The following is a 24987-nucleotide window of genomic DNA, read 5'->3' on the forward strand; positions in this document are numbered from 1 at the left end:
GGCGCATGGATTCGATTACCCATCTGTTCTATGGCGGCGCCATCGCCGCCGCCATCGCGCCGCGCGGACATCGGCGTGCCGCTCTGCTCGCTGGTGCCGCGCTCAACACCTTGCCCGACCTGGACGTGATCCCGCTGCGGCTGTTCGCCGATCCGGTCGCGGAAATGACCTGTCATCGCGGCCTGACACACTCCTGGTTCGTGTTGCCGTTCGTCGCCTGGGGCATCTGGGCCTTCTTTCGGAGGCGTGGCGGGCGCGTGTCGCAGGAACCGACGCGCTGGTTCTGGGCGATCCTGCTCTGCCTGATGGCGCATCCGCTGATCGATGCGTTCACCGTCTACGGCACGCAACTGTTCTGGCCGCTGCCGATGCGGCCGCTGATGTGGTCGAGTCTGTTCATCATCGATCCGCTGTTCACGCTGCCGTGGCTGGTGGCGTTCGTCGTGGCCTGGTTTGCGCGCGAGCGGTTGCTGGCGCAGCGCGCGCTCGTGGCTGGCATCACGCTGGGCGTGGCCTACGTCGGCTGGTCGCTGACCGCCAAGTGGATGATCGAACGCGAAGCAGACCGCACGCTGGCGCGCATCGGATTAGGGGGCGCGCCGCGCTTTTCGGTGCCGATGCCGTTCAACACGCTGCTGTGGCGGGTGGTGGCGATGACGCCGCAAGGATTCGTGGAAGGGGAGCGTTCGCTGGTCGCGGATCGTGGAGACATCCGTTTCCGCGCCTATCCCTCGGATACACGAGCGCTCGCTGCGGTTCGCGACTTCAAGGTGGTACAGCGGCTGACCTGGTTCAACCACGGATTCCAGAAGGCCGAGACGCACGATGACAAACTCGTGCTGAGCGATCTGAGAATGGGCAGCGAGCCTGATTACACGTTTCGCTTCGCTGTGGCCAGACACAACAGCCCGACCTGGCGTGAGATTCCGCCCGAGCAGCTGAAGTGGCCCTGGCAGGCGGGCGAGCGCTTGCCGGAGATGTGGCAGCGCATCTGGCGGGAGCCGCAGTCGCCGGAGGAAGGCGAGAAGGCGGTCGCGAAGAACTGGAATCAGGCCGCGGCGCGCAGCGGCGAAGTCGCGCCCGTCGCCAGGGCGTCGAAGTAGTCGCGCGTCAGCGCGATCTGCGCTGACGCCGTCTCGGCGCGATTGACCACGGCGCGGAAGGCAGCCCGCTGTTCATCGGTATGCTCGGGACGATCCTTCGCGTACCAGCCCAAGTGCTTGCGCGCGATGCGCACGCCGGCGATCTCGCCGTAGAAGGCATGCAGCGCCTCCAGATGGCCGATCAGGATGTCGCGAATTTCCTGGAGCGAAGGCGGCGGCAGGCGTTCGCCTGTTTCCAGGTAATGCGCGATCTCGCGGAAGACCCACGGCCGCCCTTGCGCGGCGCGGCCGATCATCACCGCGTCGGCGCCGGTGTGGCGCAGGACGAATGCGGCGCGTTCGGGCGAATCGATGTCGCCGTTGGCGATCACCGGAATGCGCAGCGCCGACTTGATCGCGGCGATGGTGTCGTATTCGGCCTGGCCCGTGTATTGCTGATCGCGGGTGCGGCCATGCACCGCCAGGGCCTGGATGCCGGCGTCCTCGGCGATGCGCGCGATCGTTGGCGCGTTGCGGTTGTCGGCGTTCCAGCCGGTGCGGATCTTCAATGTCACCGGCACGTCGACGGCCTTCACCACCGCTTCGACGATGCGCGCCACCAGCGCCTCGTCGCGCATCAGCGCCGAGCCGGCCCAGGCGTTGCACACCTTCTTCGCCGGGCAGCCCATGTTGATGTCGATGATCTGCGCGCCGTGATCGACGTTGTAGCGCGCGGCTTCCGCCATGATTCCAGGTTCGGTGCCCGCGATCTGCACGCTCACCGGATCGGGCTCGTCGATGTGATCCATGCGCCGCAACGACTTTTCGGTATGCCAGAAGCGCGGATCGCTGGTGGTCATCTCGGACACGGCCAGCCCCGCGCCCAGCCGCTTGCACAGCAGCCGAAAGGGCTTGTCGGTGACGCCCGCCATTGGCGCGAGGATCACCTTGGGGGCGATGGAGAAGGGGCCGATCCGCATTCGCCCATTCTAAGGCGCGCGTCGCGAAGGCGGGAATGGCGTCCGAAAGCGGCCAGCAAGTCCTGTTCCGGCCCCGGATGCTGCGCGACAGTCGATGGAGGGAGATGCGGGATGATGCGTTTTACGAAAGCGGTATGGCTGGCGGCGGCGGGAATGACGGCATTGCCCGCGTTTGCGGCATGTCCGAAGAACGAAGCGGCGATCGTAGCGCTGGATCAGGAATACCAGGCCGCGGTGAAGAACCGCGATGTCGCGGCGATCGAGCGCCTGTTGCCCGATGATTTCGTGCTGGTCACCGGCAAGGGCAAGCGGTATGGCAAGTCCGATCTGCTGGCCGAAGCACGTGCGGACGATGTCGTGTACGAGCGCCAGGACGATTCCGGGCACAGTGTGCGTTTCGTGGGCGAGGTGGCGATGGTGACCGCGCTGCTGCACGCAAAAGGTACCGACAAGGGCAAGCCGTTCGAATACCGGCTGTGGTTCAGCGATCTTTATCTGTGCACGGCGGACGGCTGGCAGTACAGCTTCGCGCAGGCGTCGATTCCGTTACCGGATTGAGGGCGCGGACTCTGCCGATCAGCTAGCGCCTGCCACGGCGGCGACGCCAGAACAGGAAGCCGGTGACCAGCAGAAACGTGGGCATCAGGCCGGTGAAGGCGAGCAGCCATCGCAGCACGGCGCCGCCGGCGACGCCGATGTGCAGCGGATAGATCGCCTGATGCATGCGGTTGCCTAGCGGTTGCGCGGTGGCGTCGACGACCTGCAGTATTCGTCCGTCACGGTCGAGACGGATTTCGCTGCGCCCCGTCGGGTGCCATTCGCCATCGGCACGGGCGCGGAAATTGATGGCGCCGTCGTTGGGTTTTGGCACGGACAGTCGGCTGATGCGTGCATCGGGCAGAGCGGCTTGGGCATGCGCGATGAGTTGCGTCCACTCTGGCCGAGCTTCGCTTGACGGGAACTTGCGTGTTGGCGGTGCGGGCACGCGTGTCGCGTCGCCACCGAACACTACGGTCAATACCGCCCGGAACCCGTTCGAATACACCATGCCCGTGCCGGTCAGCGTGGCCAGCACCAGCAGCGGCAGCAGCACGGCGCCGCTGCTGCGGTGCCAGGTGAGCCAGCGCCGTACAGGCGGGTTCGCATGCATTTTCAGCTGCGTCCGCCAGCGGCCGCGCTTGGGCCACCACAGGTACAACCCGATCAGCAGTAGGCACAGTGCGGCCCATCCGATCACGCCCAGCACGGCTTTGCCGGTCTTGCCGCCGAGCAGTTCGACATGCCACTCGTGCAGCCACAACAGCACGTCGTCGTGCGGCGTGCGTTGCAGCAGCAGCGCGCCGTCCTCGGGAGCGAAATAGGCGCGGCGGCCATCCTGGAAGTAGCCCTGCCAGACCGGCAGCTCATCGCGCGGCAGGTCGAGCGAGCGCAGTCCCTGCGGCTGCCAGCGTTCGATCAGCATCGCCAGCACGCGGCCGTCGGCGCGCGGTTGGTGTTGGGTCAATTGCGGGTGTTGCCAGCACAGCAGCTCGGTATGGAACACCAGCACACTGCCGGCCAATGCGACCAGCGCGAACAGGATGCCGATGCTCAACCCGCCCCACAGGTGCAGCCACGACAGCATCGCGCGCACGCGCCGTTTCGGCGACGGTGCATGCGGAGGTGGGGATGGCGCGGCGGCTGCCATGGCGCGATCAGAACCGGTGCGACCAGCCCACCGTCAGCGTGCGACCGCGGCCGGCGAAATAGTCGTCGGCGTCGCGGACCGGCACCGCGACAGTCTGCGCGTAGTAGGTCATGTACTGCTTGTTGAACAGGTTCTCGACACCGAGGTTGAGCCGCCCCAGCGGCAACGCCAGCGAGGCTTGCAGGTCGAACGTGGCATAGCCGTCGAAGTGAGTGTCGTCCTTGCCGAGCGTGCTGAAGGTGCGGCTGATGGCGCGGTTGGCCTGCAGGCGCGTGGAGAAATCCTCCGTCCAGCGTTGCTCCCAGAACGCGGTGACGCGATCCGGACTGATGTTGCTGCCGGACACATCGCTATCCACGCGACCATCGCTGTTGGTGTCGTAACGGCCATCGGCTTGCGCGTAACCCACGCCGATCCGGCCCGATTCGGTGAACCGGTAGGCGACATTGGCTTCGATGCCGTCGATCTTGGTCTTCTGCCGGTTGACGTTGTAGGTGCCGCTGGCCGGGTCGCGGATCAGGATCGAACCGAGATCGGAATCCGACCAGTACGCGGCCAGATGCGCGACCCAGCGCTCGTCCTCGTAGTCCAGTCCAATCTCGCGATTGTCGGCGATGACCGGCTGCAGGTCGACCAGTTGATCGACGCGTTGTCCCGGCCGGTTGATCGCGCGCAGCACGCGGCCGATGTCGGCGACGGTGTAGCCCTCGGAATACGACGCGTACAGCTTGAGCGCGTCGGTGACTTCCCAGACCGCGCCGAAGTTGAACAAGGTCTCGTTGGTCGTCGGTTCGCCGCCCTCGACGAAGCGGGCGCCGTAGAACGGCAGCGTGGTGTAGTCGTCGACCTTCAGCTTGCCGTGCTCGTAGCGCAGGCCCGCGTTCAACTGCACCGGACCGATGCGGTATTCGGCCTGCAGCAATGGCGACAGCGAGGTGTAGACGGTTTCCGGCACCCAGTTCAGGCCGCTGACCACCAGTTCCTGATAGGTCTCGTCGCGTGCCGCGTCCAGGCCCAGGGTCAGCCGCAACGGCAGGCCGGCGATGTCGCCGCGCGACCAAGTGAGTTTGCCGCCGAGTTTTTTCGACACGTTTTGCGATTGGTCGTCCCAGTTACCGGTGTTCGGGCCCCAGAAGTCGATCCAGGTGCTGGAGCCGTAGCGGCCCTCGAAATCGGACCAGTACAGCTGGCCCTGGAACTGGCCGCCCCACAACGACTGGTCGGTGTAATCCAGCGAGACCGACGTCGACCGATTGCGCGGCGGTTGCAGCGGCGGCTGTCCCTTGGCCGAAGTCGCCGGCACGCCGGCGGCGATATCGCCGTCGACCGCGGTGTAATCGCCGTCGCCTTCCAGTTCGAAACGGTTGATGGTCAGCTGCAACCGGCGTTCGTCGTCGATGTTCCAACCGCCTTTGGCGAACAGGTTGGTGGCGGTGGAATCCATCAGATCGCCCTGCACGTCGCTGACGGCGATCGCGCGGCCATCGGCGTCGTAGTAGAGGCCTTCCTTCGCATAGGAGGCGCCGCCGACGAAATCGAACGCGCTCCGGCGCGTGCCGAACACGTAGGAGCCGCGATAACCGACGCTGTCGTGCTCATGCGGCAGGGCGGTGCTGCTGGAGATCGAGACGTCCTGGAAGCTGTCGCCATCCCTGCGCGGCGCGCGCTTGGTGATGATGTTGATGATGCCGCCGGACGCGCCCAGGCCTTGCAGCGCATTGGCGCCGTGGATCACCTCGATGCGCTCGATCATCGCCGGATCGATGGTGTGTCCGTCGCGGCCGCCTTCGCGCAAAGGCGTTGATTGCGGCACGCCGTCGATCAGGTACAGCGGCTTGCGTCCGCGCAGGGTTTCGCCGGCATTGGTCAGCTTCTGCCGCGACGGCGCGAACGAGGGGATCAGGTTTGCCAGCACCTGCGAGATGTCCTGGGTGATGGCGAGCTGCTCCTGCAGCTGCTTCTGGTCGATCACGGTGATGGTGTTCGGCAGTGCGGCCTCGGAGTGCGGGATGCGGCTGGTGCTGGCCGAAACGGTGACGCGATCGAGTTCGCGGACCTCGTCATCGGCCGCGTGGGCGGCGGGCATGACAAGGGCCGTCAGCAGCGCGCTGGCGAGGAGGGAGCGGGAGGGCATGGGGGAGGGGAATCCTGACGGCAAACCAAAGTATGTTAATGCGAAGCATTCTCGTTTGATAGTGCCGACCTTGTCCGGATGCCGTGTCGCGTCCGTGTTCGTCATCCCGGCGAAAGCCGGGATCCAGCTTTCATTGAAGAAATCGGATACCCGGCCGAAAGGCTGGATTCCGGCTTTCGCCGGAATGACGAGCCGTGATTTGGCGCCTGAACGAACAAGGCCCGCGTGAGCGGGCCTTGTCGGAGTAAAGCGTTTGGTGGAGGTGGATCAGGCGGTCTGGTCGTCGACCGTGGCGCCCGGGGCGTTTTCCTTCACCGAGGCGATGCCGTTGCCGCGGCCGCTGTCGTCCGCGTACATCTGGCTGCTGCCGATGACCTGGCCGTTGGTCGCCGTCAGGTTGAAGAAGAGCTTGCCGTTGCTGGCGGTCTTGCGATCGTAGCGTTGATCGTCCTGGCTGTTCTTGCGCACGGATTCGACGCCGTTGGTGCACGAGGCCTTGGCCGAATATCCCTCGCTGGTGAGGATCACCTGGCCGTTGCCGGCTTTCAGCACGAACTGGAATTCGCCGTTGCTGCGCTTGCTGATCTCGAACTTGCCTGCCATTGACGTTGGCTCCTTGGGTTGGGTGGCGGAATGGCGGCGGCAGGGTAGCGCAAGGATTGTTAACGAAGGCGTATGCCGGATGCCGCCCGAAATGCAGGCAGCGCCAAATGCAGGCCGCGCACCGGATCAAGGCACGATTGTTTTTGAGCGGATTCGCTTCAGGTGTGATCGCTCGAGACGGCGCTCGCGACATGCACATCGGTTCCCCATCCGATGTCGTGCAGACCATGCGCCTTGCCGCTGATGACGATGGCGATCAGGCCAATGAGGAGCGACAACCCGATAGCGGCCGTGTGGTGGTATGAGGGATTGCGAGTCATGACGTTCTCCCAGTGTGCTTGCAGTGGGAAAGCGGAGTGTTGAGAACGACGCGCCGAGCCGATGCACGGCAACGGCGGATTCCGGATCGCGTCCGGAGTCACCATCACTCTACGCCGATGTCATGTGCCGCGATGCGAAAAAGCTCGCATTCAGCCAGGGAAGCGCGCCTCGACATCCACGCGGTGCGGCATCGATGCGGCGGCGCCTTCCTGTTCGGTCGATAGCGCCGCATAACGCGAGGCGAAACGGATGTGCTGTGCGAACGGTGCGTCCGGCGCGAGCGCCAGTGCCGCCGCCAGGGCGCCGTTGAAGGCGTCGCCGGCACCGGTGGTGTCGACGGGTTTGGCCTGTTCCGCGGGCATCCGATAGAACGGGCGCTCGTCGCCGTGCAGCTGGCCTTCGGCGTGGGAAACGAAACAACCGCTGGCGCCGAGCGTGACCACCACGGTGCCCGCGCCCAGCAGGTCGCGGCACAGCGCGTGCAGGCGCGCCTGGTCGAGTGCGGCGATGGCGTCGTCCTCGATGCGCTCGCCGACGTGGCGGGCGATCAGTCCGGCGAATTCGCTTTCGTTCGGCGTCAGCACGTCGCTCAGTTCGAGCAGTTCGCGCGAGATCGCGGCGTTGGCCGGCGCCGGATTGAAGAGGGTCAGCACGCCATGCGCGCGCGCGGCGCGCAGGGTGGCGACGATGGTGTCGTGCGGCGATTCGAGTTGCGTGAGCACGACGCGGGCGCTGGCGATGGCGTCGTCCTGCGCGGCGATGTGTCCGGCGGTCAGCTGCGCGTTGGCGCCGGCGCCGATCACGATGCAGTTGCGGCCATCGGCATCGACATAGATGCCAGCGGTGCCGGTGGGTTCGTCGCTGCGCAGATCGCGCAGATCGATGCCGTCGGCGACGGCCAGCGAACGCGCCAGCTGGCCGCCCGCATCCTCGCCGAGCGCGCAGACGAAGCTCGTCGCCGCGCCCGCCCGCGCGCAGGCCATGGCCTGGTTGAAGCCCTTGCCGCCGGGACCGGTGGCGTAGCGTCCGCTCAGCGTTTCGCCGGCGCGCGGCAGCGTTCCGCATGTCCAGACGTGATCGACATTGAACGAGCCAACGACAACGACACGCGAGGACACAGCACGAGAGGACACGATCACGATCCCAGGTAGGTGAGCACGCCGGCGATCGTCGCGGTCATGAAGGTGGCGACGGAACCGCCCAGCACCGCGCGCAAGCCGAAGCGGGCGAGGTCGTGACGACGCTCGGGCGCCAGTCCGCCGATGCCGCCGATCTGGATCGCGATCGAGCTGAAGTTGGCGAAGCCGCACAGCGCGTAGGTCGCGATCAGCTTGCCCTGCTCGGTGAGCGCGACGCCCGCGACCTTGCCGTTGACGATTTCGGCCAGTTGCAGGTACGCCACGAATTCGTTGATCACCACTTTCTGTCCGATCAGCGAACCGACCGTGGTCGCGTCCTGCCACGGCGTGCCGATCACCCAGGCGATCGGTGCCAGTACCCAACCGAGGATCGAGGCAAGATCGGTGGGCTTGCCGAGCATGGAGGCCAGGCCGGTCACCTCGCCGATCCAGGTCAGCGGCCAGTTGATCAACGCGATCAAGGCGACGAAGGCCAGCAGCATCGCGCCGATGTTCAGTGCCAGGCGCAGGCCGTCACCGGCACCTGCGGCCGCGGCGTCGATGATGTTGGTGGTGGTCTTCTCCACTTCCATCTTCACCGTGCCGCGGGTCAGCGGTTCCTGCGTTTCCGGGATCAGAATCTTCGCCACCACCAGCGTCGCCGGCGCGGCCATGATCGAGGCGGCCAGCAGATGCTTGGCATAGAAGGCCTGCTGCACCGGATCACCGGCGCCGAGCATGCCGACGTAGGCGGCCAGCACGCCACCGGCGATGTGCGCCATGCCACCGATCATCATCGTGATCAGCTCCGACTCGGTCATCTTCGGGATGTACGGCCGCACCGTCAGCGGCGCTTCGGTCTGGCCGATGAAGACGCTGGCGCAGACGCTGGTGGTCTCCGCGCCCGACACCTTCATCACCTTGGTGATCGCCCAGGCCATCGCCCGGACGACCAGCTGCATTACGCCGAGGTGGTACAGCACGCCCATCAGCGCGGCGAAGAAGATGATCGTCGGCAGCACCTGGAAGGCGAAGATGAAGCCGTACTTCGACGTGTCCATCAGATCGCCGAAGATGAACTTGGAGCCTTCGCCGACGAAGCTCAGCACCTTGACGAAGCCATTGCCGAGCGCGTTGAAGGCTTCGCGTCCACCCGGCACGAGCAGCACGAGCGCGGCGAAGGCGATCTGCAGCGAGATGCCGGTGAGGACCAGCTTCCAGTTCACCACACGCTTGTTGTTCGAAAACAGCCAGACGATGCCGATCAGCACCGCCAGCCCGAACAGGCCGAATCCAATCCGCCCCAATGCCTCCATCCCGTTCCCCGCCTTCTCAAGAGTCGGCGCAGCCTAGAGCACGGCGCCAGCCGGGGCAACAAAACTCGCTTGAAGCCCTCTCCCGCGACGCGGGAGAAGGGGGATGGTGGTCGGGAAGGGGGCTGCTGCGGTCGCCTAACCAAGCCCTCGAAACGCCACCCAGATGGCCAACCCCAGGAACAGCAGCGCCGCGACGATGCGCGCCGCCTTCAGCGGCAGGCGGTCGGCGAACTTGCTCCCCAGCACCACCACCGGCACGTTCGCCAGCAGCATGCCGAGCGTCGTGCCCACCACGACTTCCCACAGCGGCGAGTACTTCGCCGCCAGCAACACCGTCGCCACCTGGGTCTTGTCGCCGATCTCGGCCAGGAAGAAGGCGATCGTCGTCGCGATGAACGCGCCATGCGCGGGAATCGCGGAGTCGTCCTCGCCCAGCTTGTCGGGCTTGAGCGTCCACAGCGCCACAGCGAGGAAACTGCCCGCGACCACCCAGCGCAGCACGGCGGGCGAGAGCCACTGCGTCAACATCGCGCCGAGCGAACCGGCCAGCGCGTGATTGAGGATCGTCGATACCAGGATGCCGGCGACGATCGGCCACGGACGCCGGTAGCGCGCGGCCAGCAGCAGCGCGAGCAACTGCGTCTTGTCGCCGATCTCGGCGAGGGCGACGGAAAACGTGGAGACGTACAGCGCGTCCATTACAACTCGATAGGACCGGGCGCTCGCGCATGCGAAGGCCGACAACGCGCGGCCCGGTCCGGGTGCGTGCGCAGTCCGCCTTCGGTCTTGCCCGATCGTCGCCTCCGTGCGTGATCGTCACGGAAGGAACATCTCGCGCGCCATGGCGAGGCGATTCGTCGAACGATCCGTCGAAAATCGCAGCCAAGCATGTTGACGCGCAGCCTCACGAGAATCGTGAGTGGGCTACTCCCCGAAAGGAAGTGGCGCGCATTCTACAAGCCACTCACCACAAAACGCTAAACTTTGCCTGTGCTTCATTCATTAGCAGACGCTTGCCGGCGTCCGCGTACAGATCGAGGAATCGCCATGGAATACCGTCGTCTTGGCTCGTCGGGCCTGCAGTTGTCCGTGTTGTCGTTCGGAACATGGGCGACGTTCGGCGATTCCGTCGATCGTGGCGACGCGCGCAATCTGGTGGCCGCGGCGTGGGATCACGGCATCAATTATTTCGATCACGCCGAGAACTACGCCTTCGGCGGCGCCGAGCGCGTCATGGGCGATGTGCTCGCCGATTTGCGCCTGCCGCGCGACAGCTTCGCGGTGTCGAGCAAGGCGTTCAACGGTGCGGTCGAATCACCGCGACCGATGCAGCGCGGGTTGTCACGCAAGCATCTGCACGATGGTTGCCACGCGGCGTTGAAGCGCCTGCGCGTGGACTATCTCGATCTGTTCTATTGCCACTGCCCCGATCCCGAAGTGCCGATCGCCGAGAGCGTGGCGGCGATGGACACGCTGATCCGGCAGGGCAAGGTGTTGTACTGGGGCACGTCGGGTTGGTCGGCGGCACAGTTGCGCGAAGCCTTCGCCGTCGCGCGCGAAGGACATATGCAGCCGCCGACGATGGAGCAGCCGCAGTACAACCTGCTGCATCGCGATCCGGTCGAAGTGGAGTACGCGCCGCTTTACGAAGCGTTCGGCCTGGGCACCACGGTGTGGTCGCCACTCGCCTCCGGTCTGCTGACCGGCAAGTACAACGCGGGCGTGCCGGCGGATTCGCGGCTGGCGAATCCGCAGTACAGCGACCTGCAGGGCGTGATCCTCGGCGATGCCGCCTCGCGCCGGCTGGAGCGGGCGCGGGCGTTCACGGCGCTGGCCGCCGAGCTGGGCGTGAAGCCGGCGCCGCTGGCGATCGCCTGGTGCCTGCGCAATCCGCACGTGTCCAGCGTGATCCTCGGCGCCAGTCGCATCGAGCAGCTGCTGCAGAACCTGGAGGCGCTGGAGGTCGGGCGGCAGGTGGGTGAGGTGGGCTGGAAGCGCATCGAAACTGCGATGCAGTGACCTGATCGGACTGTTGACATTCAAATGAGAATCATTAGCATCTATGGCTCCTATTGACGGAGCCATGCTGATGCTCGCCGCCCGCCCGCAATTGCAGGTCACCCCCATCTCCCCGGAGCGCGCCGCCGACCGGCAGGCTGCCTCGCAGGAGGTGATCGAGATCGACAGCGCCCGCCTGCTGCAGGGCCAGCGCGAACTGCGCATCCGTCACGGCAACGAGTGCTACCGCCTGCGGCACACCCGCAACGACAAGCTCATCCTGACCAAGTAGCCGACGCGCGCGGGGCCGGTGCCCGCATCGGTCCACGCAGGATTTTTCGAGACCGTCCCGGCATGGCCGCGGCGGTCGCGGGTCGTGCGATCCGGGTGGGGCCGGACGCAGCGATCTCCCCGGATCGTTCCGATCGATCGCGTTTCCTCTTTCTCTCCAGGCTGCACGCCACCGGGTCCCCGGAAGCCAGCTCGCCTCGTTTTCACTTTTGCGAGCCTTCCATGCGCCTCCATCCTCTCTCCCTGGCCCTGTGCCTGGCGTTGCCCAATGCCGTCCTCGCTGCTGAGGCTCCCGAAGCCGGCGCCGGTCAGGCCACCGAATTCAACCGCGTCGTCGTCAGCGCCACCCGCACCGAACGCGTCATCGCCGACGTGCCGAACACGGTCGATGTGATCGACCGTGTGCGCATGGACGAAACGCTGACGCGCGATCTGAAGGACCTGTTCCGTTACGAGCCCGGCATCAGCGTCACCTCCAACTTCGGTCGCTTCGGTCTCGGCGACATCCGCATCCGTGGCCTGAGCGGTAACCGCGTGCGCATCCAGACCGACGGCATCCCGGTCTCCGACGCGTTCACGATCGGCAGCTTCTCCAACGCCAACCGCAACTTCGTCGATCTCGACACGCTCAAGCGCGTGGAAGTGGTGCGTGGCCCGACCAGCTCGCTGTACGGCTCCGACGCGCTCGGCGGCGTGGTCTCCTTCGTGACCAAGGATCCTTCGGATTATCTGAAGGACGGCAAGGACGCCTACTTCGGCTTGAAGTTCGGCTACGAGAGTGACTGGAGCGGCCTGTCCGCCGGCGCCACCGCCGCGTTCGGTGGCGAGCGGTGGTCGGGGATGGTCGTGGTCAATCATCGCCAGGGCAAGGAGACCGAGAACATGGGCACGGTCGGCGGCACGGGCAGCCAGCGCACGCAGAACGATCCGCAGGATCGCGACGGCCGCAGCGTGCTGAGCAAGCTGGTGTACGCGCCGAGCGACACGCAGCGCTTCAAGCTGGCGGTGGAAGGCAACGAGGACAGCGTCGACACCGATCTGCTCAGCATGCGCGGCTTGCAAGCGCTCACCGGCGCCAACAACCTTCTGGTGACCGGCAACGACCATCAGACGCGCGCGCGCGTGGCGCTGGCGCACGAGATGGACGAAGTGGGCGCCGGCTTCGCCGACAGCCTCGATTGGCAGATCTACCGTCAGGACAGCGAGACCACCCAGGATACGACCGAGGTGCGCCGCACTTCGCGCGGCGTCAACGAGCGCCGCGAGCGCGAGTTCAACTTTGATCAGCGCCTGTACGGCATCCAGGCCAACTTCCACAAGGATTTCGATGCCGGCAGCGCGCGGCACACTTTGAGTTACGGGCTGGATGTCTCGCGCACCGAAACCCGGCAGAAGCGCGATGGCCGCGTCTACAACCTGGACACCGGCAGAGTCAGCAATGCGATGCTGCCCGACGTGTTCCCGGTCCGCGACTTCCCGATCAGCAAGACCACCACCGCGGCGATCTACGTGCAGGACGAGATCAGCCTCGCCGGCGACAAGTTCCGCCTGATTCCCGCTGTGCGCGTGGACCGTTACGAACTGAAGCCGCAGTCGGACGCGATCTTCCGCGAAGACAATCCGGGCGTGGCGATTTCCGATCTCACCAAGACCAGCGTGTCGCCGAAGCTCGGCGCGGTGTGGCACTTCGCCGACAAGTGGTCGCTGTTCGGCGGCTATTCGCGCGGTTTCCGCTCGCCGCCGTACAACGATGTCAACATCGGCTTCACCAATCTGCAGTTCGGCTACACCGCGATCGCCAACCCGGACCTGAAGCCGGAAACCAGCAACGGACTGGAGGCGGGCGTGCGCTTCGTCGGCGATGCCGTGCACGTCAGCGTGTCCACCTACTACAACAAGTACAAGGATTTCATCGAGTCGTTCCGCTTCATCGGCTTCAACGCCGAAGGCTTGCAGGTGTTCCAGTCCCAGAACATCGCCGATGCCCGCATCTATGGCGCGGAGATCAAGGCGGGCGTCGACCTGGGCGCCTTGTCGGAGCGCATGCAGGGCTGGTCGTTGCACGGTGCCGCTGCCTACGCCCGTGGCGACGACCAGACCGCGGACGAGCCGCTGGCGTCGGTCGATCCGCTCACGGCGACGCTGGGCGTGGCTTACGACAGTGATGCCTGGGGCGCGGAACTCGCGGGACGCTTCGTCGCCCGCAAGGATCGCCTGCCGTCGGCCACCACACCGGGCGTGCCGTATCGGGAAACGCCCGGCTACAGCGTGCTCGACCTGATGGCGCACTGGAACTTCGCGCCGGGCGCCAAGCTCAACGCCGGCGTGTTCAACCTGGCCGATCGCAAGTACTTCGACGCGGGTGACATGCCGCTGGTCTCGGCCAGTTCCGTTGTCGTCGATCGCTATACATCGCCCGGGCGCAACGTGGCGGTGAGCCTGGCGCTGGAGTGGTGAGCCTGTTCCGGAACGAATGCCTCCATCTGAAAACGTGATCTTCCCTGATCAAAAACCCGGCCACCTCACTGCGCTGACGGCGCAGTGCGATGACCGGACTCTCCACAAACATAGAGAACACGCATGAAATCGCAATTGGCAGCCATGCTGACGCTATCGGCACTCGCAACCGGCGCCGCGGGCGCGCAAACCTCCACCATCAACGCTTCGAATCCGGAGCGCGACCACGCTTCGATCCTGGCGATGCAGGGCGAATACATCGTCGATTTCGCCTTCGACGAGACCGTGCTGCTGCAGCCCGGCTACGAACGCCATCCGGCGATGCGTAGCGGCGGCAACGAGACGGTGATCGTGGTGGAAGACACACCGACGAAGATCGTGCTCCAGCACATCCTGGTGGACGAGAAGAGCGGGCACGTCACCAAGCACTGGCGCCAGGACTGGACATACGAGGCGCCGAGCCGCTTCGAGTTCACCGCCGACCAGACCTGGACCGTGCGCGCACTTGCGGCGGAGCAGACCCAGGGCGCCTGGACGCAGTGCGTGTTCGAAGTCAGCGACGCGCCGCGCTACTGCGGAACCGGCCGCTGGACCTACGACAACGGCATCGCCACCTGGACCAGCGACCCGAGCTGGCGCCCGCTGCCGCGCCGCGAATACACCAAGCGCAGCGACTACAACGCGATCTCGGCGATCAACCGCCACACCCTCACGCCGGGCGGCTGGACCCACGAGCAGTTCAACACCAAGGTGCTGCGTAAGCCCGACGGCACGGAGGTCGAGTTGGCGCGCGAGTTCGGCTTCAACGACTACCAGAAGACCAAGGACATCGACTTCAAGCCCGCCTACGCCTACTGGACCGCCACCAGCGGCTACTGGGCGAAGGTGCGCGCGCGCTGGGAGGGCTTCCTGTCGAAGCCGCCGGGGCTGCGTCTGAAGACCAAGGTCGACGGCATGGCGATGATCATTCCGCTGTTCACCCAGGCCGATCGGATACAGGAAGGCAAAAAAGTGTCCGATCGCGACATCGACAAGGTGTTCAAGAAGTGGGTGGAACCCGCCAGGCGTCGATAAGGAAAAGTCGAGAAGAGAAAGGCGTGCCCTGATTCCGCCGGAGCGCCTTGCCGCTCCTTCTCCCCCGCAAGCGGGGGAGAAGGGGGCGCCGCCAGCCACCGGCAAGACACGGGCTAAACGTACTCCCCGCGCCTATACTGCGTGGATTCAAGGAAAGAGGGGTGCGAGATGAACGCTGGATTCCTGCTGGCCGTCATCGTGGTGATCGCCGCCGTGATCTTCCTGGCGAAGATGCTGCGGATGGTGCCGCAAGGTTACGAATGGACCGTGGAACGTTTCGGGAAGTACACCCACACGCTCGATCCGGGCCTGCACATCCTGATCCCGGTCTATCAGAGCGTCGGCCGCAAGATCAACATGATGGAACAGGTGCTGGACGTGCCCAGCCAGGACGTGATCACCAAGGACAACGCGGTGGTCAAGGTCGACGGGATCGTATTCTTCCAGGTGCTGGACGCGGCCAAGGCGGCTTATGAAGTGGCGACGCTGGAAATCGCCGTCCTCAATCTGGTGATGACCAACATCCGCACCTCGATCGGTTCGCTCGACCTCGACGAGTCGTTGTCCAAGCGTGACGAGATCAATGCGAAGGTGTTGCTGGCGGTGGACGCGGCCACCCATCCCTGGGGTTTGAAGGTCAATCGCATCGAACTGAAGGACATCCAGCCGCCGCGTGATCTGGTGGAGTCCATGGCCCGGCAGATGAAGGCCGAGCGCGAGAAGCGCGCCAACATCCTGGAAGCCGAAGGGTTTCGCCAGGCCGCGATCCTCAAGGCCGAGGGCGAGAAACAATCGGTGATCCTGGAAGCCGAAGGCAATCGCGAAGCGGCCTTCCGCGCCGCCGAAGCACGCGAGCGCCTGGCCGAAGCCGAAGCCAAGGCCACGCAACTGGTGTCCGACGCCATCGCCAACGGCAACGTCAGCGCCATCAACTACTTCGTTGCGCAGAAATACATCGAGGCGTTCAAGGCGCTGGCCGAAGCGCCGAACCAGAAGTTCGTGATGATGCCGATGGAGTCGACCGGCATCCTCAGCTCGCTCGGCGGCATCGCCGAACTGGCGAAGGAGGCGTTGAACAAGCCATCGACCACCAGCGTGCCGCCGCTGCCACGCGCGGGAGGCTGAGCCATGTCTTGGGTCGTCTATGCCTGGGCGGGTCTGGCGCTGCTGCTGATCGCCGCGGAGACCATGGCGCCGGGCGCTTTCATGATGTGGTTTGGGTTTGCCGCCGGCGTGATGTTCGTGGTGACGTTGCTGTTCCCGGGCATGCCGCTGCTGGCGCAGGCGGTGCTGTTCGCCGTGCTGAGCTTCGTCTTCGTCGTGATCTGCCGGCGCTGGTTCCGCAGCGGCGGCCGTCCTTCCGACCAGCCGACGTTGAACCGCCGCACCGCCGCGCTCGTTGGTCGCGTCGTGCCGCTGGAACGCGCGATCGTGCAGGGCCAGGGCCGCGTGCAGATCGCCGATGCGTACTGGGACGTGGTCGGCCCCGATCTGCCGGCCGGCACCGCGGTGCGGATCATCGCCGCCGATGGCATGCAGCTGGTGGTGGAGCCGGCGTAGGGCGGGCCCCGGCCCGCCATTGTCGTCACGATGCGGGTTTTGACATCGCCGAAAACCATCGCCACCGGAGCCATGGCGGGTCAAGACCATGGCGGGCCGAGGCCCGCCCTACGATAATGGCGGTCTTCGATTCCACAGGCCGCATCCATGACCCAGAAAACGATCCTCAACGACCGCCATCGCGCCCTCGGCGCCCGCATGGTGGACTTCGGCGGCTGGGACATGCCGCTCAACTACGGATCGCAGATCGAAGAACACCATCAGGTGCGCCGCGATGCCGGCATGTTTGATGTCTCACACATGACCGTGGTCGACCTGCGCGGCGCGCAGGTGCGCGATTTCCTGCGCAAGCTGGTGGCGAACTCGGTAGACAAGCTCAAGACCTCCGGCAAGGCGCTCTACACCTGCATGCTCAACGCGCAGGGCGGTGTGATCGACGACCTGATCGTCTACTACCTCGACGAATCCTGGTTCCGCATCGTGGTGAATGCCGCCACGCGCGAGAAGGATCTGGCCTGGATCGGCGAGCAGGCGAAGCAGTTCGGTGGCGTCGAAATGAAGGAGCGCGCCGAACTCGCCATGATCGCCGTGCAGGGCCCGAACGCGCGCGAGAAGGCGCTGGGCCTGATCGCCGAGGGTGACCGCGCCCGTATCGGCAAGCTCGGCAAGTTCGTCGCGGGGCAGGCGAAGACCGCCGATGGCATCGATGTCTTCGTCGCCCGCACCGGCTACACCGGCGAGGACGGGTTCGAGATCATCGTGCCAGAAGAACAGGCCGTCGCACTGTGGGACGCGTTGCTGGATGCCGGCGTGAAGCCCGCCGGCCTCGGCGCGCGCGACACGCTGCGCCTGGAGGCGGGCATGAACCTCTACGGGCAGGACATGGACGAGACCGTGTCGCCTTACGAGGCGGCGCTGGCGTGGACGATCGCGCTGGACGAAATCGAACCTGGCAAGCGCCGGGCCTTCACCGGACGCGACGTGCTTGAGAAGCAGAAGGCCGAAGGCGCGCCGCGACAGATGATCGGACTGGTCATGGACGAGAAGGGCGTGCTGCGCCATGGTCAGAAGGTGCTGACCGCCCACGGCGAAGGCGAGATCCTGTCCGGCACCTTCTCGCCGACGCTGGGCAAGGCGATCGCGTTCGCGCGCGTTCCCGCCGGCGACATCCCGTTGGGAGCGGCGGGTGATGTCCGCGTGGACATCCGTGGCAAGGAAGTGCCCGTGCGCGTGGTGAAGTTTCCGTTCGTCAGAGACGGCAAGGCGCAGGAAGGCATCTGACGCTGCCGATTTCCTTCGCTTAAACTACTGACCATCTTTCCACTGTCTCCCCAGTTCCGGAGCCCCCGATGAGCGATATCCCAGGCGACCTCAAGTTCATGAAATCCCACGAGTGGGCGCGCGTGGAGGGCGACGGCAAGGTCACCGTCGGCATTTCCGATCACGCCCAAGGCCTGCTCGGCGATCTGGTCTACGTCGATCTGCCCAGCGTCGGCGACAGTGTCGACGCCGGCAATGCCTGCGCGGTGGTGGAGTCGGTGAAGGCGGCGTCCGACGTGTACGCGCCGGTCTCCGGCACGGTCACCGCGGTGAACTCGGCGCTGGCCGACAAGCCCGAAACCATCAACGAGGACGCCTACGGCGAAGGCTGGCTGTTCGTGGTCGAAGTCAGCGAGCCGGACCAGCTCAACGAACTGCTCAGCCCGGACGACTACGCCGAACTGATCGAGGACGACGAGCACTGAGTCGTCCGCGCCGCACCGGGGATACCACACCCGGTTCGACATCCCGCCACCGGCCGCCACGTGCGGCCGGTGGCGTTTTCGGAGTTCCGAATTGCCGTCGCCGACGTCTTCGGCGGTGTCGACGCGGCGTGCACGTCGTCCTCGGCGATGCCATTTCTCGACCGGCGCGACCGAACCGGAACACGCGTTCGGCGTCGTCGTCGACGTGTCGCGATCGCGTCGGAACACTTCGCGAAGCGGTCGCGCGACGGGTTTGCGGCGGGGTGGAGACGCCAAAAGTTTTGCGCAGTTTTGCGCAAAACGTCTGGTGCGGTGCCGGAAATCCGTCGTCGGCGGCACGGCACCGGACAGGTTCGATACACCTTCTTCGCACCGTCGCGCGCGCGTCGGCGGCACTGCTTCGAAGAGATGTCCGCAACGACGACGACGACATGCCTCGCGCACGAAACCACTGAAAAAAAGTAGTTTTGCGAAATGCGATCGATCGATGCGATGCATTGCGTCGATGTCGGCGCGCGATGCCGATGCGTCGTAGCCGGTTTGGCGGAAGGCGCTCGCCGCGACCCGGGCGTAAAAAAATTTACGCGAGGGTGTTGACAGTTGAAAAAACCGTGATTAGGTTTCGCCCCAACAGACGTTGTTACAGAAGCGAGTGAGTCAAACCACAACGCAAACGCGCAGCACAACACAGACCTCTGCCCGGCATTTCATCACGGTGGAATCAGGCGTCGTCTCCCCTGCGAAAATGCAACGTCTCCCGAATCCACCTGCGGCGCTACCTGGCACCGTGGGTTTTTTATTGCCCCGCGCCAATGCGCGAGGCGGAAGGAATCCGTACCGGCGCGCCTGGCGCGTCGGCGGTTGGTCGCGGGTCCGATACCCGTGGCGCTGTTTCACACTGGGCTGCAGTACCTGATAGTTCCACTGACGAGGAGAGCCATCACATGGCCGCAAAGAAGAAAGCTGCAAAGAAGAAAGCCCCCGCCAAAAAGGCGGCGAAGAAAACCGCTAAGAAAGCTGTCCGCAAGGCAGTGAAGAAGGTAGCGAAGAAGGCTGCCCGCAAGCCCGCTAAGAAGGCTGCGAAGAAGACCGCGAAGAAGGCTGCCAAGAAGCGTCCTGCCAAGAAGGCCGCGAAAAAGACCGCCAAGAAGGCTGCGAAGAAGAAGGTAGCCAAAAAGAAGGTAGCCAAGAAGAAGGCCGCCAAGAAGGCCACTAAGAAGGCCACCAAAAAGAAGGCCAAGAAAGCCCCGAAAAAGGCTGCCAAAAAGAAGGCCAAGCGAGCCGCGTCTGTAGCGATCCCCGCTGCACCCGCTCCGCTGATGTAATCAAAACCCGATTAGTCGTAATCAAACTCTCTCTCCGCAGCCCAGGCGGAGAGGGAGTTTTTTATTGCCCGCGGGAAAGTTGCAGGGGGCATCTCCGCGATCACCCGTGCGCCGCGGGAGGCGCGTGACGCACTTGTGAGAGCGGCCCCGAGGACCAGGGCCGCGTCGTCGTCAGCGAGCCGTTATTCCGGCTGCGCGTTGGCGGCGCTGGTTTCCGGTCCGCCCTGGATGGGCGCCTGGCGCAGGTCGGGCGAGGACGCGGGCGCGGCGCCGTTGGCGTACAGCGTCTCGAACGAGGTATCGACGTCGAGCCAGCGTTGCGCCGGCAGGCCGATCGCGCGATCGAGGATGGTCGGCAGCAGGCCGGAGGGCAGGGCGCTTTCGCTGTTCCAGAGAATCGCCACGCCGAGATCGCGCTCGGGCAGCAGCGCCACCATGCCGCGATATCCCTGCACGGCGCCGGCGTGGAAGACGAGGCGATGGCCGGCATAGTCGTAGACGCGCCAGCCGATCGCGTAGCCGGCGTCGTAGAGGCGCTGGCGCCGCCACGAGCTGGCGCCGCCGCGCATTTCGGTCGGCGTGGAGACCAATGGTGCGTGCAGCGTCGCCAGCAGCGGCGCCGGCAGCACGTCGGGGCGATGTCCGCCCTGTGCGAGCAGCCACTGTGCCATGTCGCTGATGCTGGCGTTGACGCCGGCCGCGGGCGCGACGCGGTAGTAGCTCGGCTTGGGTGTCAGCGACGTCCAGCCGCCGCCGGCGCGCACATGCGGTCTGGCCCAGCGCGGGCTCGCTTCGATGCCTTCGAGGCCGTAGCTGGCATCGTTCATGCCCAGCGGCTTGAAGATGCGGCGGCTGACCGCCTCGCTGTAGAACTGCCCGCTGGCGCCGAACACCACGTCGCCGATCAGGCTGAAGGCGATGTTCTGGTAGCCGTAGCACTCGCCCGGTGCGCACTGCATCGGCGCGTAGGCCAGGCGCTGCACCAGCGAGTTGTAGTCGGCGTTGCCTTCCAGGTCGCGGTCGTAGGTGTTGTGGGTGAGGCCGACGCGGTGGCTGAGCACCTCGGCCACGGTGAGCTCGCGCGCGGCGTTCGGATTGGAGAACTGCAGCGAGGGCATGTAGTCGGCGACGTGCGTGTCCCAGCGCAGCGCGCCTTCGTTCACCAGCAGGCCGGTGACGGTGCCGGCGAAGGCCTTGGACAGCGACGCCAGGCGGAACACGGTGTGCGAATCGATCGGCTCGGCGTTGCGCACGTCGGTGATGCCGTAGCCGCGCGCGCTGAGGATCTGTCCACCCTGCACGATCGCCAGCGCCATGCCGGGCACGCGCTGGTTGGCGACCAGTTCCTGCGCCATCGCCTCGAACAGGCGCACGTCGAAACCGGCGGCGGGCGGCAGGGTGCGCTCGGCGGGCGGCTGATAGGTGGAGACGCTGGTCGCCTGCGCGGAGGTCAGCGCAGCGGGAGAGGAAGGTTGGGTGTTGAGGCGTTGCGGTGTCTGTGCGGCGGTGCCGAGCGTGATCGGCAGGAGCATGCCGACCAGGCCGAGTCGCAACGTCCGCCGGCGGCGCCGGCTGGTGGAGTCTTTCATCGGGAGCCCTCCCCTGACGTATGCTTTATTGAAGGGGATCATACCGTCTGATTTCAGATTTGCATGAACAAGGGGAGCTTCGATGGTTATCGCTTTGATCCTGTTGGTGATCGTGATCGCGCTCGCCTTCTGGGCGGTGGGAATCTACAACGGTCTGATCACCTCGCGTAACGGCTACAAGAACGCCTTCGCCCAGATCGACGTGCAGCTGCAGCGCCGTTTCGATCTGATCCCGAACCTGGTGGAGACCGCCAAGGGCTACCTCAAGCACGAGCGCGAGACGCTGGAAGCGGTGATCGCCGCGCGCGGCGCCGCCATGGCTGGTCTGTCGGCGGCCAAGGCCAGCCCCGGCGATCCGGCGGCGATGGCCGAACTCGCCGCCTCGCAGGGTGCGCTCAACGGCGCGCTCGGACGCCTGCTGGCGGTGTCGGAGGCCTATCCCGACCTGAAGGCCAACCAGAACATGATGCAGCTGACCGAGGAGCTGACCAGTACCGAGAACAAGGTCGCCTTCGCCCGCCAGGCCTTCAACGATGCGGTGATGGGCTACAACAACAAGCGCGAGGTGTTCCCCTCCAGCGTGGTCGCCGGCATGTTCGGCTTCGCGCCGGCCGCGCTGCTGGAGATCCCGGCCGAGCAGCAGGTGCAGGTGCGCGAAGCGCCGAAGGTGCAGTTTTAGTAGAGAGCACTGCTTTCCCTTCTCCCTCCGGGAGAAGGGGGCGCGAAGCGCCGGATGAGGGTGGGAAATCACTCGCCGGGGAACGTTCCATGGCGCAGAACTTTCCCGCCCTCATCCGCCCTTCGGGCACCTTCTCCCGGAGGGAGAAGGGAAGAGCAAAAGCCTTTGAAGTCTCTCAATCCCGGATAGATGCGATGAACTTCTTCGAACACCAGGCCGCGGCGCGGCGCAGTTCCACGCGGCTGGTGGTGCTGTTCGTGCTGGCCATCCTCGGCATCGTGGTGGCCGCCGATCTTGTCGCGCTGCTGCTGTTCGGTCGCGGCGACCATCAGGTCGGCGTGGTGGTCTTCGTCACGCTGCTGACGCTGGCGATCATCGGTTTCGGTTCGCTCTACCGCATCACCTCGCTGCGCGGCGGCGGCGAGGCGGTGGCGGTGCAGTTCGGCGGCACGCCGGTGCCGGAGAACACCAGCGACCTGCAGCTGCGCCGCCTGCGCAACGTGGTGGAGGAGATCGCGATCGCCTCCGGCGTGCCGATGCCCAAGCTCTACGTGCTGGAGCAGGAATCGGCGATCAACGCCTTCGCCGCCGGCTATTCGCCCTCCGACGCCGCGATCGCGGTGACCCGCGGCACGCTCGACCGGCTCAACCGCGACGAACTGCAGGGCGTGATCGCGCACGAGTTCAGCCACATCTTGAACGGCGACATGCGCCTGAGCATCCGGCTGATCGGCGTGCTGTTCGGCATCCTCATGCTCGGCCTGATCGGCCGCAAGATCCTCGTGCACAGCGGCGTTGGCGGACGTGGACGCGGTGCCGGCGCGGTCCTGGGCGCGGCGCTGGCGGCGCTCGCGATCGGCTACATCGGGTTGTTCTTCGGCCGCATGATCAAGGCCGGCGTGAGCCGCTCGCGCGAAACGCTGGCCGATGCCTCGGCGGTGCAGTTCACGCGCCAGACCGTCGGCCTCGCCGGCGCGTTGAAGAAGATCGCCGGATTGCAGGACGGCTCGAAGCTCAGCGATCGCGGCAACGCGGAAGAGGCGAGCCACATGCTGTTCGGCGATGGCGTCGGCTTCAGCGGACACGCTTTCAATAAGCTTTTCGCGACGCATCCGCCGATCCTCGAGCGCATCCAGGCGCTGGAACCCGGCTTCCGTGACGAGCACCTGTCCGCGTTGCGGGCGCAGTGGTTGTCCGCGCCGCCCGACGGCCTGCAGGAAGACGTCCGCATGGGCCTGACCGGCGGCGGCCATGCCGCGCCGCCACCGCTGCCCGCGGCGAACGCGCGCTTGAACGTCACGCCGCCGATGGTGGCCGCGCAGGTCGCGCATCCGCAGTCGGATGATTACCGCTTCGCCGACACCATCGTCTCGACCCTGCCCGAAGCCTTGCGCGAACTCGCGCAAGGCCGAGAGGCCGCCATGCCGCTGCTGCTGGCACTGTTGCTGGACGAGGAGGCCACGGTCCGCGACAAGCAACTCGGCGAAATCTCCTCGCGCATGGGCACCGCCACGGTGGAGGTGGTGCAGGATCTGCGGCAACGCTTCATCGCCGGACTGCACCCCGCGCAACGCCTGCCGCTGGCCGCGCTGACCTTCCCGCTGCTGCGCAGGCGGCCGCGTCCGGAACTCGATACCTTCCTCGACACCGTGCACGCCGCCATCCATACCGATGGCAGGGTGTCGCTGTTCGAATACTGCCTCGGGCGTCTGCTGCAGGTGCAGGTGCGCGAGGCACTCGACCCCTCGCAGTACGCGCGTTTCGGGCGTCGCAAGCCCGGCAGCGTCAAGCAGGAGTTCGCCACGCTGCTGGCCGTGGTGGCGCAGGCGGGCAATGACGATCCCGCCGAAGCGCAGCGCGCCTATCTCGCCGGCATGCAGCGCGTGCTGCCGCGCGATCACGTGCCTTACGCGGTGCCGGCCGAGGGCGTGCGCGCGCTCGACGCGGTCTGGGAGCCGCTCGATGCGCTGGACCCGCTGGCCAAGCAGGTGATGGTGGAAGCGATCACCGCCGCGGTCCGTGCAGACGGACGCGTGTCCGTGACCGAGGCGGAGCTGCTGCGCACGATCTGCGCCGTGCTGCATTGCCCGTTGCCGCCGATGCTGGGCGAGCCGGGGCGGGCCTAGCGCGGTTTGATTGCGCGGTCCCGCTGCTCGGACGCCGCCAGCCGTAGCAGCGCCGCATCCTCGCTTTGCAGCGCTTCGGCGCTGCCGACCAGATGGATTTGGTTGCGGCAAATCCGTCCCTGCAAAGGATGAATCTTCAACCGCGTGCGATACGCACGTCCTTGCGCGGCATCCAAGGGCACCACCGACCAGCCGCGACCGCAGGCCACGCTTTCCAGCGCCTCTTCCAGTTCGTCGAAATGATCGACCCGTCGCCACGGCTGCGGCAGGGCCAGCGCGTGCGCCTCGAACCAGCGGAAGAAGACGTAATCGAACTCCTCGTAGGTGACGAAGGGCAGTGCGGCCACGTCGGAAGGCGCCGGACGTCGCGATGCCTTCGGCCCGACCAGCACCAGCGATTCCTCTGCCAGCGGTGCCGAGGCGATGCCGGTGGTGACCAGTGGCCGATAGCTGACGCCGAAACTCACGCGACCGCTTTCGAGCAGCGCGAGCACTTCGTTGGCGGTGCGGAACAGCACTTCCAGCGATCGTTGTCGCGGCAGGCGCGACAGCAGCCGTGGCAGCAACCGATACCGGCCGAAGCCGGACACGCAGGCGATGCGCAGCGGCTCGGGCGACGCGTCGCCAGCCAGGCCCTCCCAGGCATGCTGCAGGTCCAGGTATGCGCGCTCGATGGACGCCGCGAGCGTGCGGCCCTCCGGCGTCAGTGCCAGACGGCGGCCGGCCTTGCGAAACAAGCGCACGCCGAGCGCGGCCTCAAGCTGTTGCAGGTCGTATGTCACCGCCGAAGGCGATTTGTGCAGCACGCGCGCGGCCGCGATCACGCCGCCATGGTTGACCACGGCGCGGAACACGGAGAGGCGTTTGAAGTCCGGCGGCATCGGACCATTCTAAGAACTTGA

The 24987-nt window shown here is 65.8% G+C and carries 23 protein-coding genes; 13 read left to right on the forward strand and 10 right to left on the reverse strand.

The genetic code is table 11. From position 1 onward, the window contains the following. Nucleotides 1–5 precede the first annotated feature (5 nt). Entirely contained in the window at nt 6–1103 is a 1098-nt protein-coding gene (locus AC1RNP_RS04345; protein WP_493050021.1) for a metal-dependent hydrolase, read from the forward strand. Here the strand turns inward: AC1RNP_RS04345 and dusB are convergent. Beyond that, the gene (gene dusB / locus AC1RNP_RS04350) at nt 1049–2062 is read right to left on the reverse strand and encodes a tRNA dihydrouridine synthase DusB (protein WP_493050022.1); all 1014 of its coding nucleotides are present in this window, start codon (nt 2060–2062) and stop codon (nt 1049–1051) included. The two genes, AC1RNP_RS04345 and dusB, sit on opposite strands and share 55 nt — an antisense overlap. 111 nt (nt 2063–2173) lie before the next feature. On the opposite strand from dusB, the gene AC1RNP_RS04355 reads away from it, so the two are divergent. Next, nucleotides 2174–2620 (forward strand): nuclear transport factor 2 family protein, encoded by a 447-nt coding sequence (locus AC1RNP_RS04355; protein WP_493050023.1) that lies wholly within the window; start codon nt 2174–2176, stop codon nt 2618–2620. A 22-nt stretch (nt 2621–2642) separates the two neighbouring features. On the opposite strand, the gene AC1RNP_RS04360 is transcribed toward AC1RNP_RS04355, so the two are convergent. The 7 genes from AC1RNP_RS04360 to AC1RNP_RS04390 form a co-directional block, all read right to left on the reverse strand. Next, nucleotides 2643–3749, reverse strand: a complete 1107-nt coding sequence (locus AC1RNP_RS04360; RefSeq protein WP_493050024.1) for a PepSY-associated TM helix domain-containing protein — start codon at nt 3747–3749, stop codon at nt 2643–2645. Nucleotides 3750–3756: 7 nt separating this feature from the next. Further along, nucleotides 3757–5883 carry a TonB-dependent receptor gene (locus AC1RNP_RS04365; RefSeq protein ID WP_493050025.1) on the reverse strand — a complete coding sequence of 709 codons (2127 nt, stop codon included), beginning with the start codon at nt 5881–5883 and terminating at the stop codon, nt 3757–3759. Between the two features lie 267 nt (nt 5884–6150). Then, nucleotides 6151–6486 carry a YegP family protein gene (locus AC1RNP_RS04370; RefSeq protein WP_493050026.1) on the reverse strand — a complete coding sequence of 112 codons (336 nt, stop codon included), beginning with the start codon at nt 6484–6486 and terminating at the stop codon, nt 6151–6153. Nucleotides 6487–6644: 158 nt separating this feature from the next. After that, nucleotides 6645–6806, reverse strand: coding sequence for a hypothetical protein (locus AC1RNP_RS04375; RefSeq protein WP_493050027.1), 162 nt, complete (start codon nt 6804–6806; stop codon nt 6645–6647). 150 nt (nt 6807–6956) lie between these two features. After that, nucleotides 6957–7925: a ribokinase gene (locus tag AC1RNP_RS04380; RefSeq protein WP_493050286.1), complete on the reverse strand. Its 969-nt coding sequence runs from the start codon at nt 7923–7925 to the stop codon at nt 6957–6959. A gap of 17 nt (nt 7926–7942) precedes the next feature. Further along, nucleotides 7943–9241 (reverse strand): NupC/NupG family nucleoside CNT transporter, encoded by a 1299-nt coding sequence (locus AC1RNP_RS04385; protein ID WP_493050028.1) that lies wholly within the window; start codon nt 9239–9241, stop codon nt 7943–7945. A gap of 135 nt (nt 9242–9376) precedes the next feature. After that, nucleotides 9377–9940, reverse strand: coding sequence for a TMEM165/GDT1 family protein (locus tag AC1RNP_RS04390; protein ID WP_493050029.1), 564 nt, complete (start codon nt 9938–9940; stop codon nt 9377–9379). A gap of 348 nt (nt 9941–10288) precedes the next feature. Between AC1RNP_RS04390 and AC1RNP_RS04395 the strand changes: the two genes are divergently transcribed. From AC1RNP_RS04395 to AC1RNP_RS04435, 9 genes are all read left to right on the forward strand, one after another. After that, nucleotides 10289–11260 (forward strand): aldo/keto reductase, encoded by a 972-nt coding sequence (locus AC1RNP_RS04395; protein WP_493050030.1) that lies wholly within the window; start codon nt 10289–10291, stop codon nt 11258–11260. 70 nt (nt 11261–11330) lie between these two features. Beyond that, complete coding sequence (gene hemP, locus AC1RNP_RS04400) at nt 11331–11531, forward strand: hemin uptake protein HemP (protein WP_493050031.1); 201 nt, start codon at nt 11331–11333, stop codon at nt 11529–11531. Between the two features lie 221 nt (nt 11532–11752). Then, complete coding sequence (locus AC1RNP_RS04405) at nt 11753–13987, forward strand: TonB-dependent hemoglobin/transferrin/lactoferrin family receptor (protein WP_493050032.1); 2235 nt, start codon at nt 11753–11755, stop codon at nt 13985–13987. A gap of 123 nt (nt 13988–14110) precedes the next feature. After that, complete coding sequence (locus AC1RNP_RS04410) at nt 14111–15061, forward strand: DUF6607 family protein (RefSeq protein WP_493050033.1); 951 nt, start codon at nt 14111–14113, stop codon at nt 15059–15061. 168 nt (nt 15062–15229) lie between these two features. After that, complete coding sequence (locus AC1RNP_RS04415) at nt 15230–16186, forward strand: SPFH domain-containing protein (protein WP_493050034.1); 957 nt, start codon at nt 15230–15232, stop codon at nt 16184–16186. A 3-nt stretch (nt 16187–16189) separates the two neighbouring features. Further along, entirely contained in the window at nt 16190–16621 is a 432-nt protein-coding gene (locus AC1RNP_RS04420; protein ID WP_493050035.1) for an NfeD family protein, read from the forward strand. Nucleotides 16622–16768: 147 nt separating this feature from the next. Next, nucleotides 16769–17902, forward strand: a complete 1134-nt coding sequence (gene gcvT / locus AC1RNP_RS04425) for a glycine cleavage system aminomethyltransferase GcvT (protein WP_493050036.1) — start codon at nt 16769–16771, stop codon at nt 17900–17902. A gap of 68 nt (nt 17903–17970) precedes the next feature. Beyond that, nucleotides 17971–18366 (forward strand): glycine cleavage system protein GcvH, encoded by a 396-nt coding sequence (gene gcvH, locus AC1RNP_RS04430; protein ID WP_493050037.1) that lies wholly within the window; start codon nt 17971–17973, stop codon nt 18364–18366. A gap of 944 nt (nt 18367–19310) precedes the next feature. Further along, a complete protein-coding gene (locus AC1RNP_RS04435) occupies nt 19311–19691 on the forward strand; it encodes a hypothetical protein (protein ID WP_226469015.1) in 381 nt (126 codons plus the stop codon). A gap of 182 nt (nt 19692–19873) precedes the next feature. On the opposite strand, the gene AC1RNP_RS04440 is transcribed toward AC1RNP_RS04435, so the two are convergent. Next, nucleotides 19874–21280, reverse strand: a complete 1407-nt coding sequence (locus AC1RNP_RS04440; protein WP_493050038.1) for a serine hydrolase domain-containing protein — start codon at nt 21278–21280, stop codon at nt 19874–19876. Between the two features lie 82 nt (nt 21281–21362). Between AC1RNP_RS04440 and AC1RNP_RS04445 the strand changes: the two genes are divergently transcribed. Both AC1RNP_RS04445 and AC1RNP_RS04450 read left to right on the forward strand, forming a co-directional pair. Beyond that, complete coding sequence (locus AC1RNP_RS04445) at nt 21363–21959, forward strand: LemA family protein (protein ID WP_493050039.1); 597 nt, start codon at nt 21363–21365, stop codon at nt 21957–21959. 194 nt (nt 21960–22153) lie between these two features. Further along, entirely contained in the window at nt 22154–24085 is a 1932-nt protein-coding gene (locus AC1RNP_RS04450; protein WP_493050040.1) for a M48 family metallopeptidase, read from the forward strand. On the opposite strand, the gene AC1RNP_RS04455 is transcribed toward AC1RNP_RS04450, so the two are convergent. Then, nucleotides 24082–24966 (reverse strand): LysR family transcriptional regulator, encoded by an 885-nt coding sequence (locus tag AC1RNP_RS04455; RefSeq protein WP_493050041.1) that lies wholly within the window; start codon nt 24964–24966, stop codon nt 24082–24084. The genes AC1RNP_RS04450 and AC1RNP_RS04455 overlap by 4 nt on opposite strands. Nucleotides 24967–24987: the final 21 nt, after the last annotated feature.

It is taken from the genome of Luteimonas sp. GW821-FHT14E02 (assembly GCF_058803905.1).

Coding starts and splice junctions, on each gene's coding strand:
- AC1RNP_RS04345 (WP_493050021.1), top strand. CDS start 6: ATGGATTCGATTACCCATCTGTTCTATGGCGGCGCCATCGCCGCCGCC.
- dusB (WP_493050022.1), bottom strand. CDS start 2,062: ATGCGGATCGGCCCCTTCTCCATCGCCCCCAAGGTGATCCTCGCGCCA.
- AC1RNP_RS04355 (WP_493050023.1), top strand. CDS start 2,174: ATGATGCGTTTTACGAAAGCGGTATGGCTGGCGGCGGCGGGAATGACG.
- AC1RNP_RS04360 (WP_493050024.1), bottom strand. CDS start 3,749: ATGGCAGCCGCCGCGCCATCCCCACCTCCGCATGCACCGTCGCCGAAA.
- AC1RNP_RS04365 (WP_493050025.1), bottom strand. CDS start 5,883: ATGCCCTCCCGCTCCCTCCTCGCCAGCGCGCTGCTGACGGCCCTTGTC.
- AC1RNP_RS04370 (WP_493050026.1), bottom strand. CDS start 6,486: ATGGCAGGCAAGTTCGAGATCAGCAAGCGCAGCAACGGCGAATTCCAG.
- AC1RNP_RS04375 (WP_493050027.1), bottom strand. CDS start 6,806: ATGACTCGCAATCCCTCATACCACCACACGGCCGCTATCGGGTTGTCG.
- AC1RNP_RS04385 (WP_493050028.1), bottom strand. CDS start 9,241: ATGGAGGCATTGGGGCGGATTGGATTCGGCCTGTTCGGGCTGGCGGTG.
- AC1RNP_RS04390 (WP_493050029.1), bottom strand. CDS start 9,940: ATGGACGCGCTGTACGTCTCCACGTTTTCCGTCGCCCTCGCCGAGATC.
- AC1RNP_RS04395 (WP_493050030.1), top strand. CDS start 10,289: ATGGAATACCGTCGTCTTGGCTCGTCGGGCCTGCAGTTGTCCGTGTTG.
- hemP (WP_493050031.1), top strand. CDS start 11,331: ATGCTCGCCGCCCGCCCGCAATTGCAGGTCACCCCCATCTCCCCGGAG.
- AC1RNP_RS04405 (WP_493050032.1), top strand. CDS start 11,753: ATGCGCCTCCATCCTCTCTCCCTGGCCCTGTGCCTGGCGTTGCCCAAT.
- AC1RNP_RS04410 (WP_493050033.1), top strand. CDS start 14,111: ATGAAATCGCAATTGGCAGCCATGCTGACGCTATCGGCACTCGCAACC.
- AC1RNP_RS04415 (WP_493050034.1), top strand. CDS start 15,230: ATGAACGCTGGATTCCTGCTGGCCGTCATCGTGGTGATCGCCGCCGTG.
- AC1RNP_RS04420 (WP_493050035.1), top strand. CDS start 16,190: ATGTCTTGGGTCGTCTATGCCTGGGCGGGTCTGGCGCTGCTGCTGATC.
- gcvT (WP_493050036.1), top strand. CDS start 16,769: ATGACCCAGAAAACGATCCTCAACGACCGCCATCGCGCCCTCGGCGCC.
- gcvH (WP_493050037.1), top strand. CDS start 17,971: ATGAGCGATATCCCAGGCGACCTCAAGTTCATGAAATCCCACGAGTGG.
- AC1RNP_RS04435 (WP_226469015.1), top strand. CDS start 19,311: ATGGCCGCAAAGAAGAAAGCTGCAAAGAAGAAAGCCCCCGCCAAAAAG.
- AC1RNP_RS04440 (WP_493050038.1), bottom strand. CDS start 21,280: ATGAAAGACTCCACCAGCCGGCGCCGCCGGCGGACGTTGCGACTCGGC.
- AC1RNP_RS04445 (WP_493050039.1), top strand. CDS start 21,363: ATGGTTATCGCTTTGATCCTGTTGGTGATCGTGATCGCGCTCGCCTTC.
- AC1RNP_RS04450 (WP_493050040.1), top strand. CDS start 22,154: ATGAACTTCTTCGAACACCAGGCCGCGGCGCGGCGCAGTTCCACGCGG.
- AC1RNP_RS04455 (WP_493050041.1), bottom strand. CDS start 24,966: ATGCCGCCGGACTTCAAACGCCTCTCCGTGTTCCGCGCCGTGGTCAAC.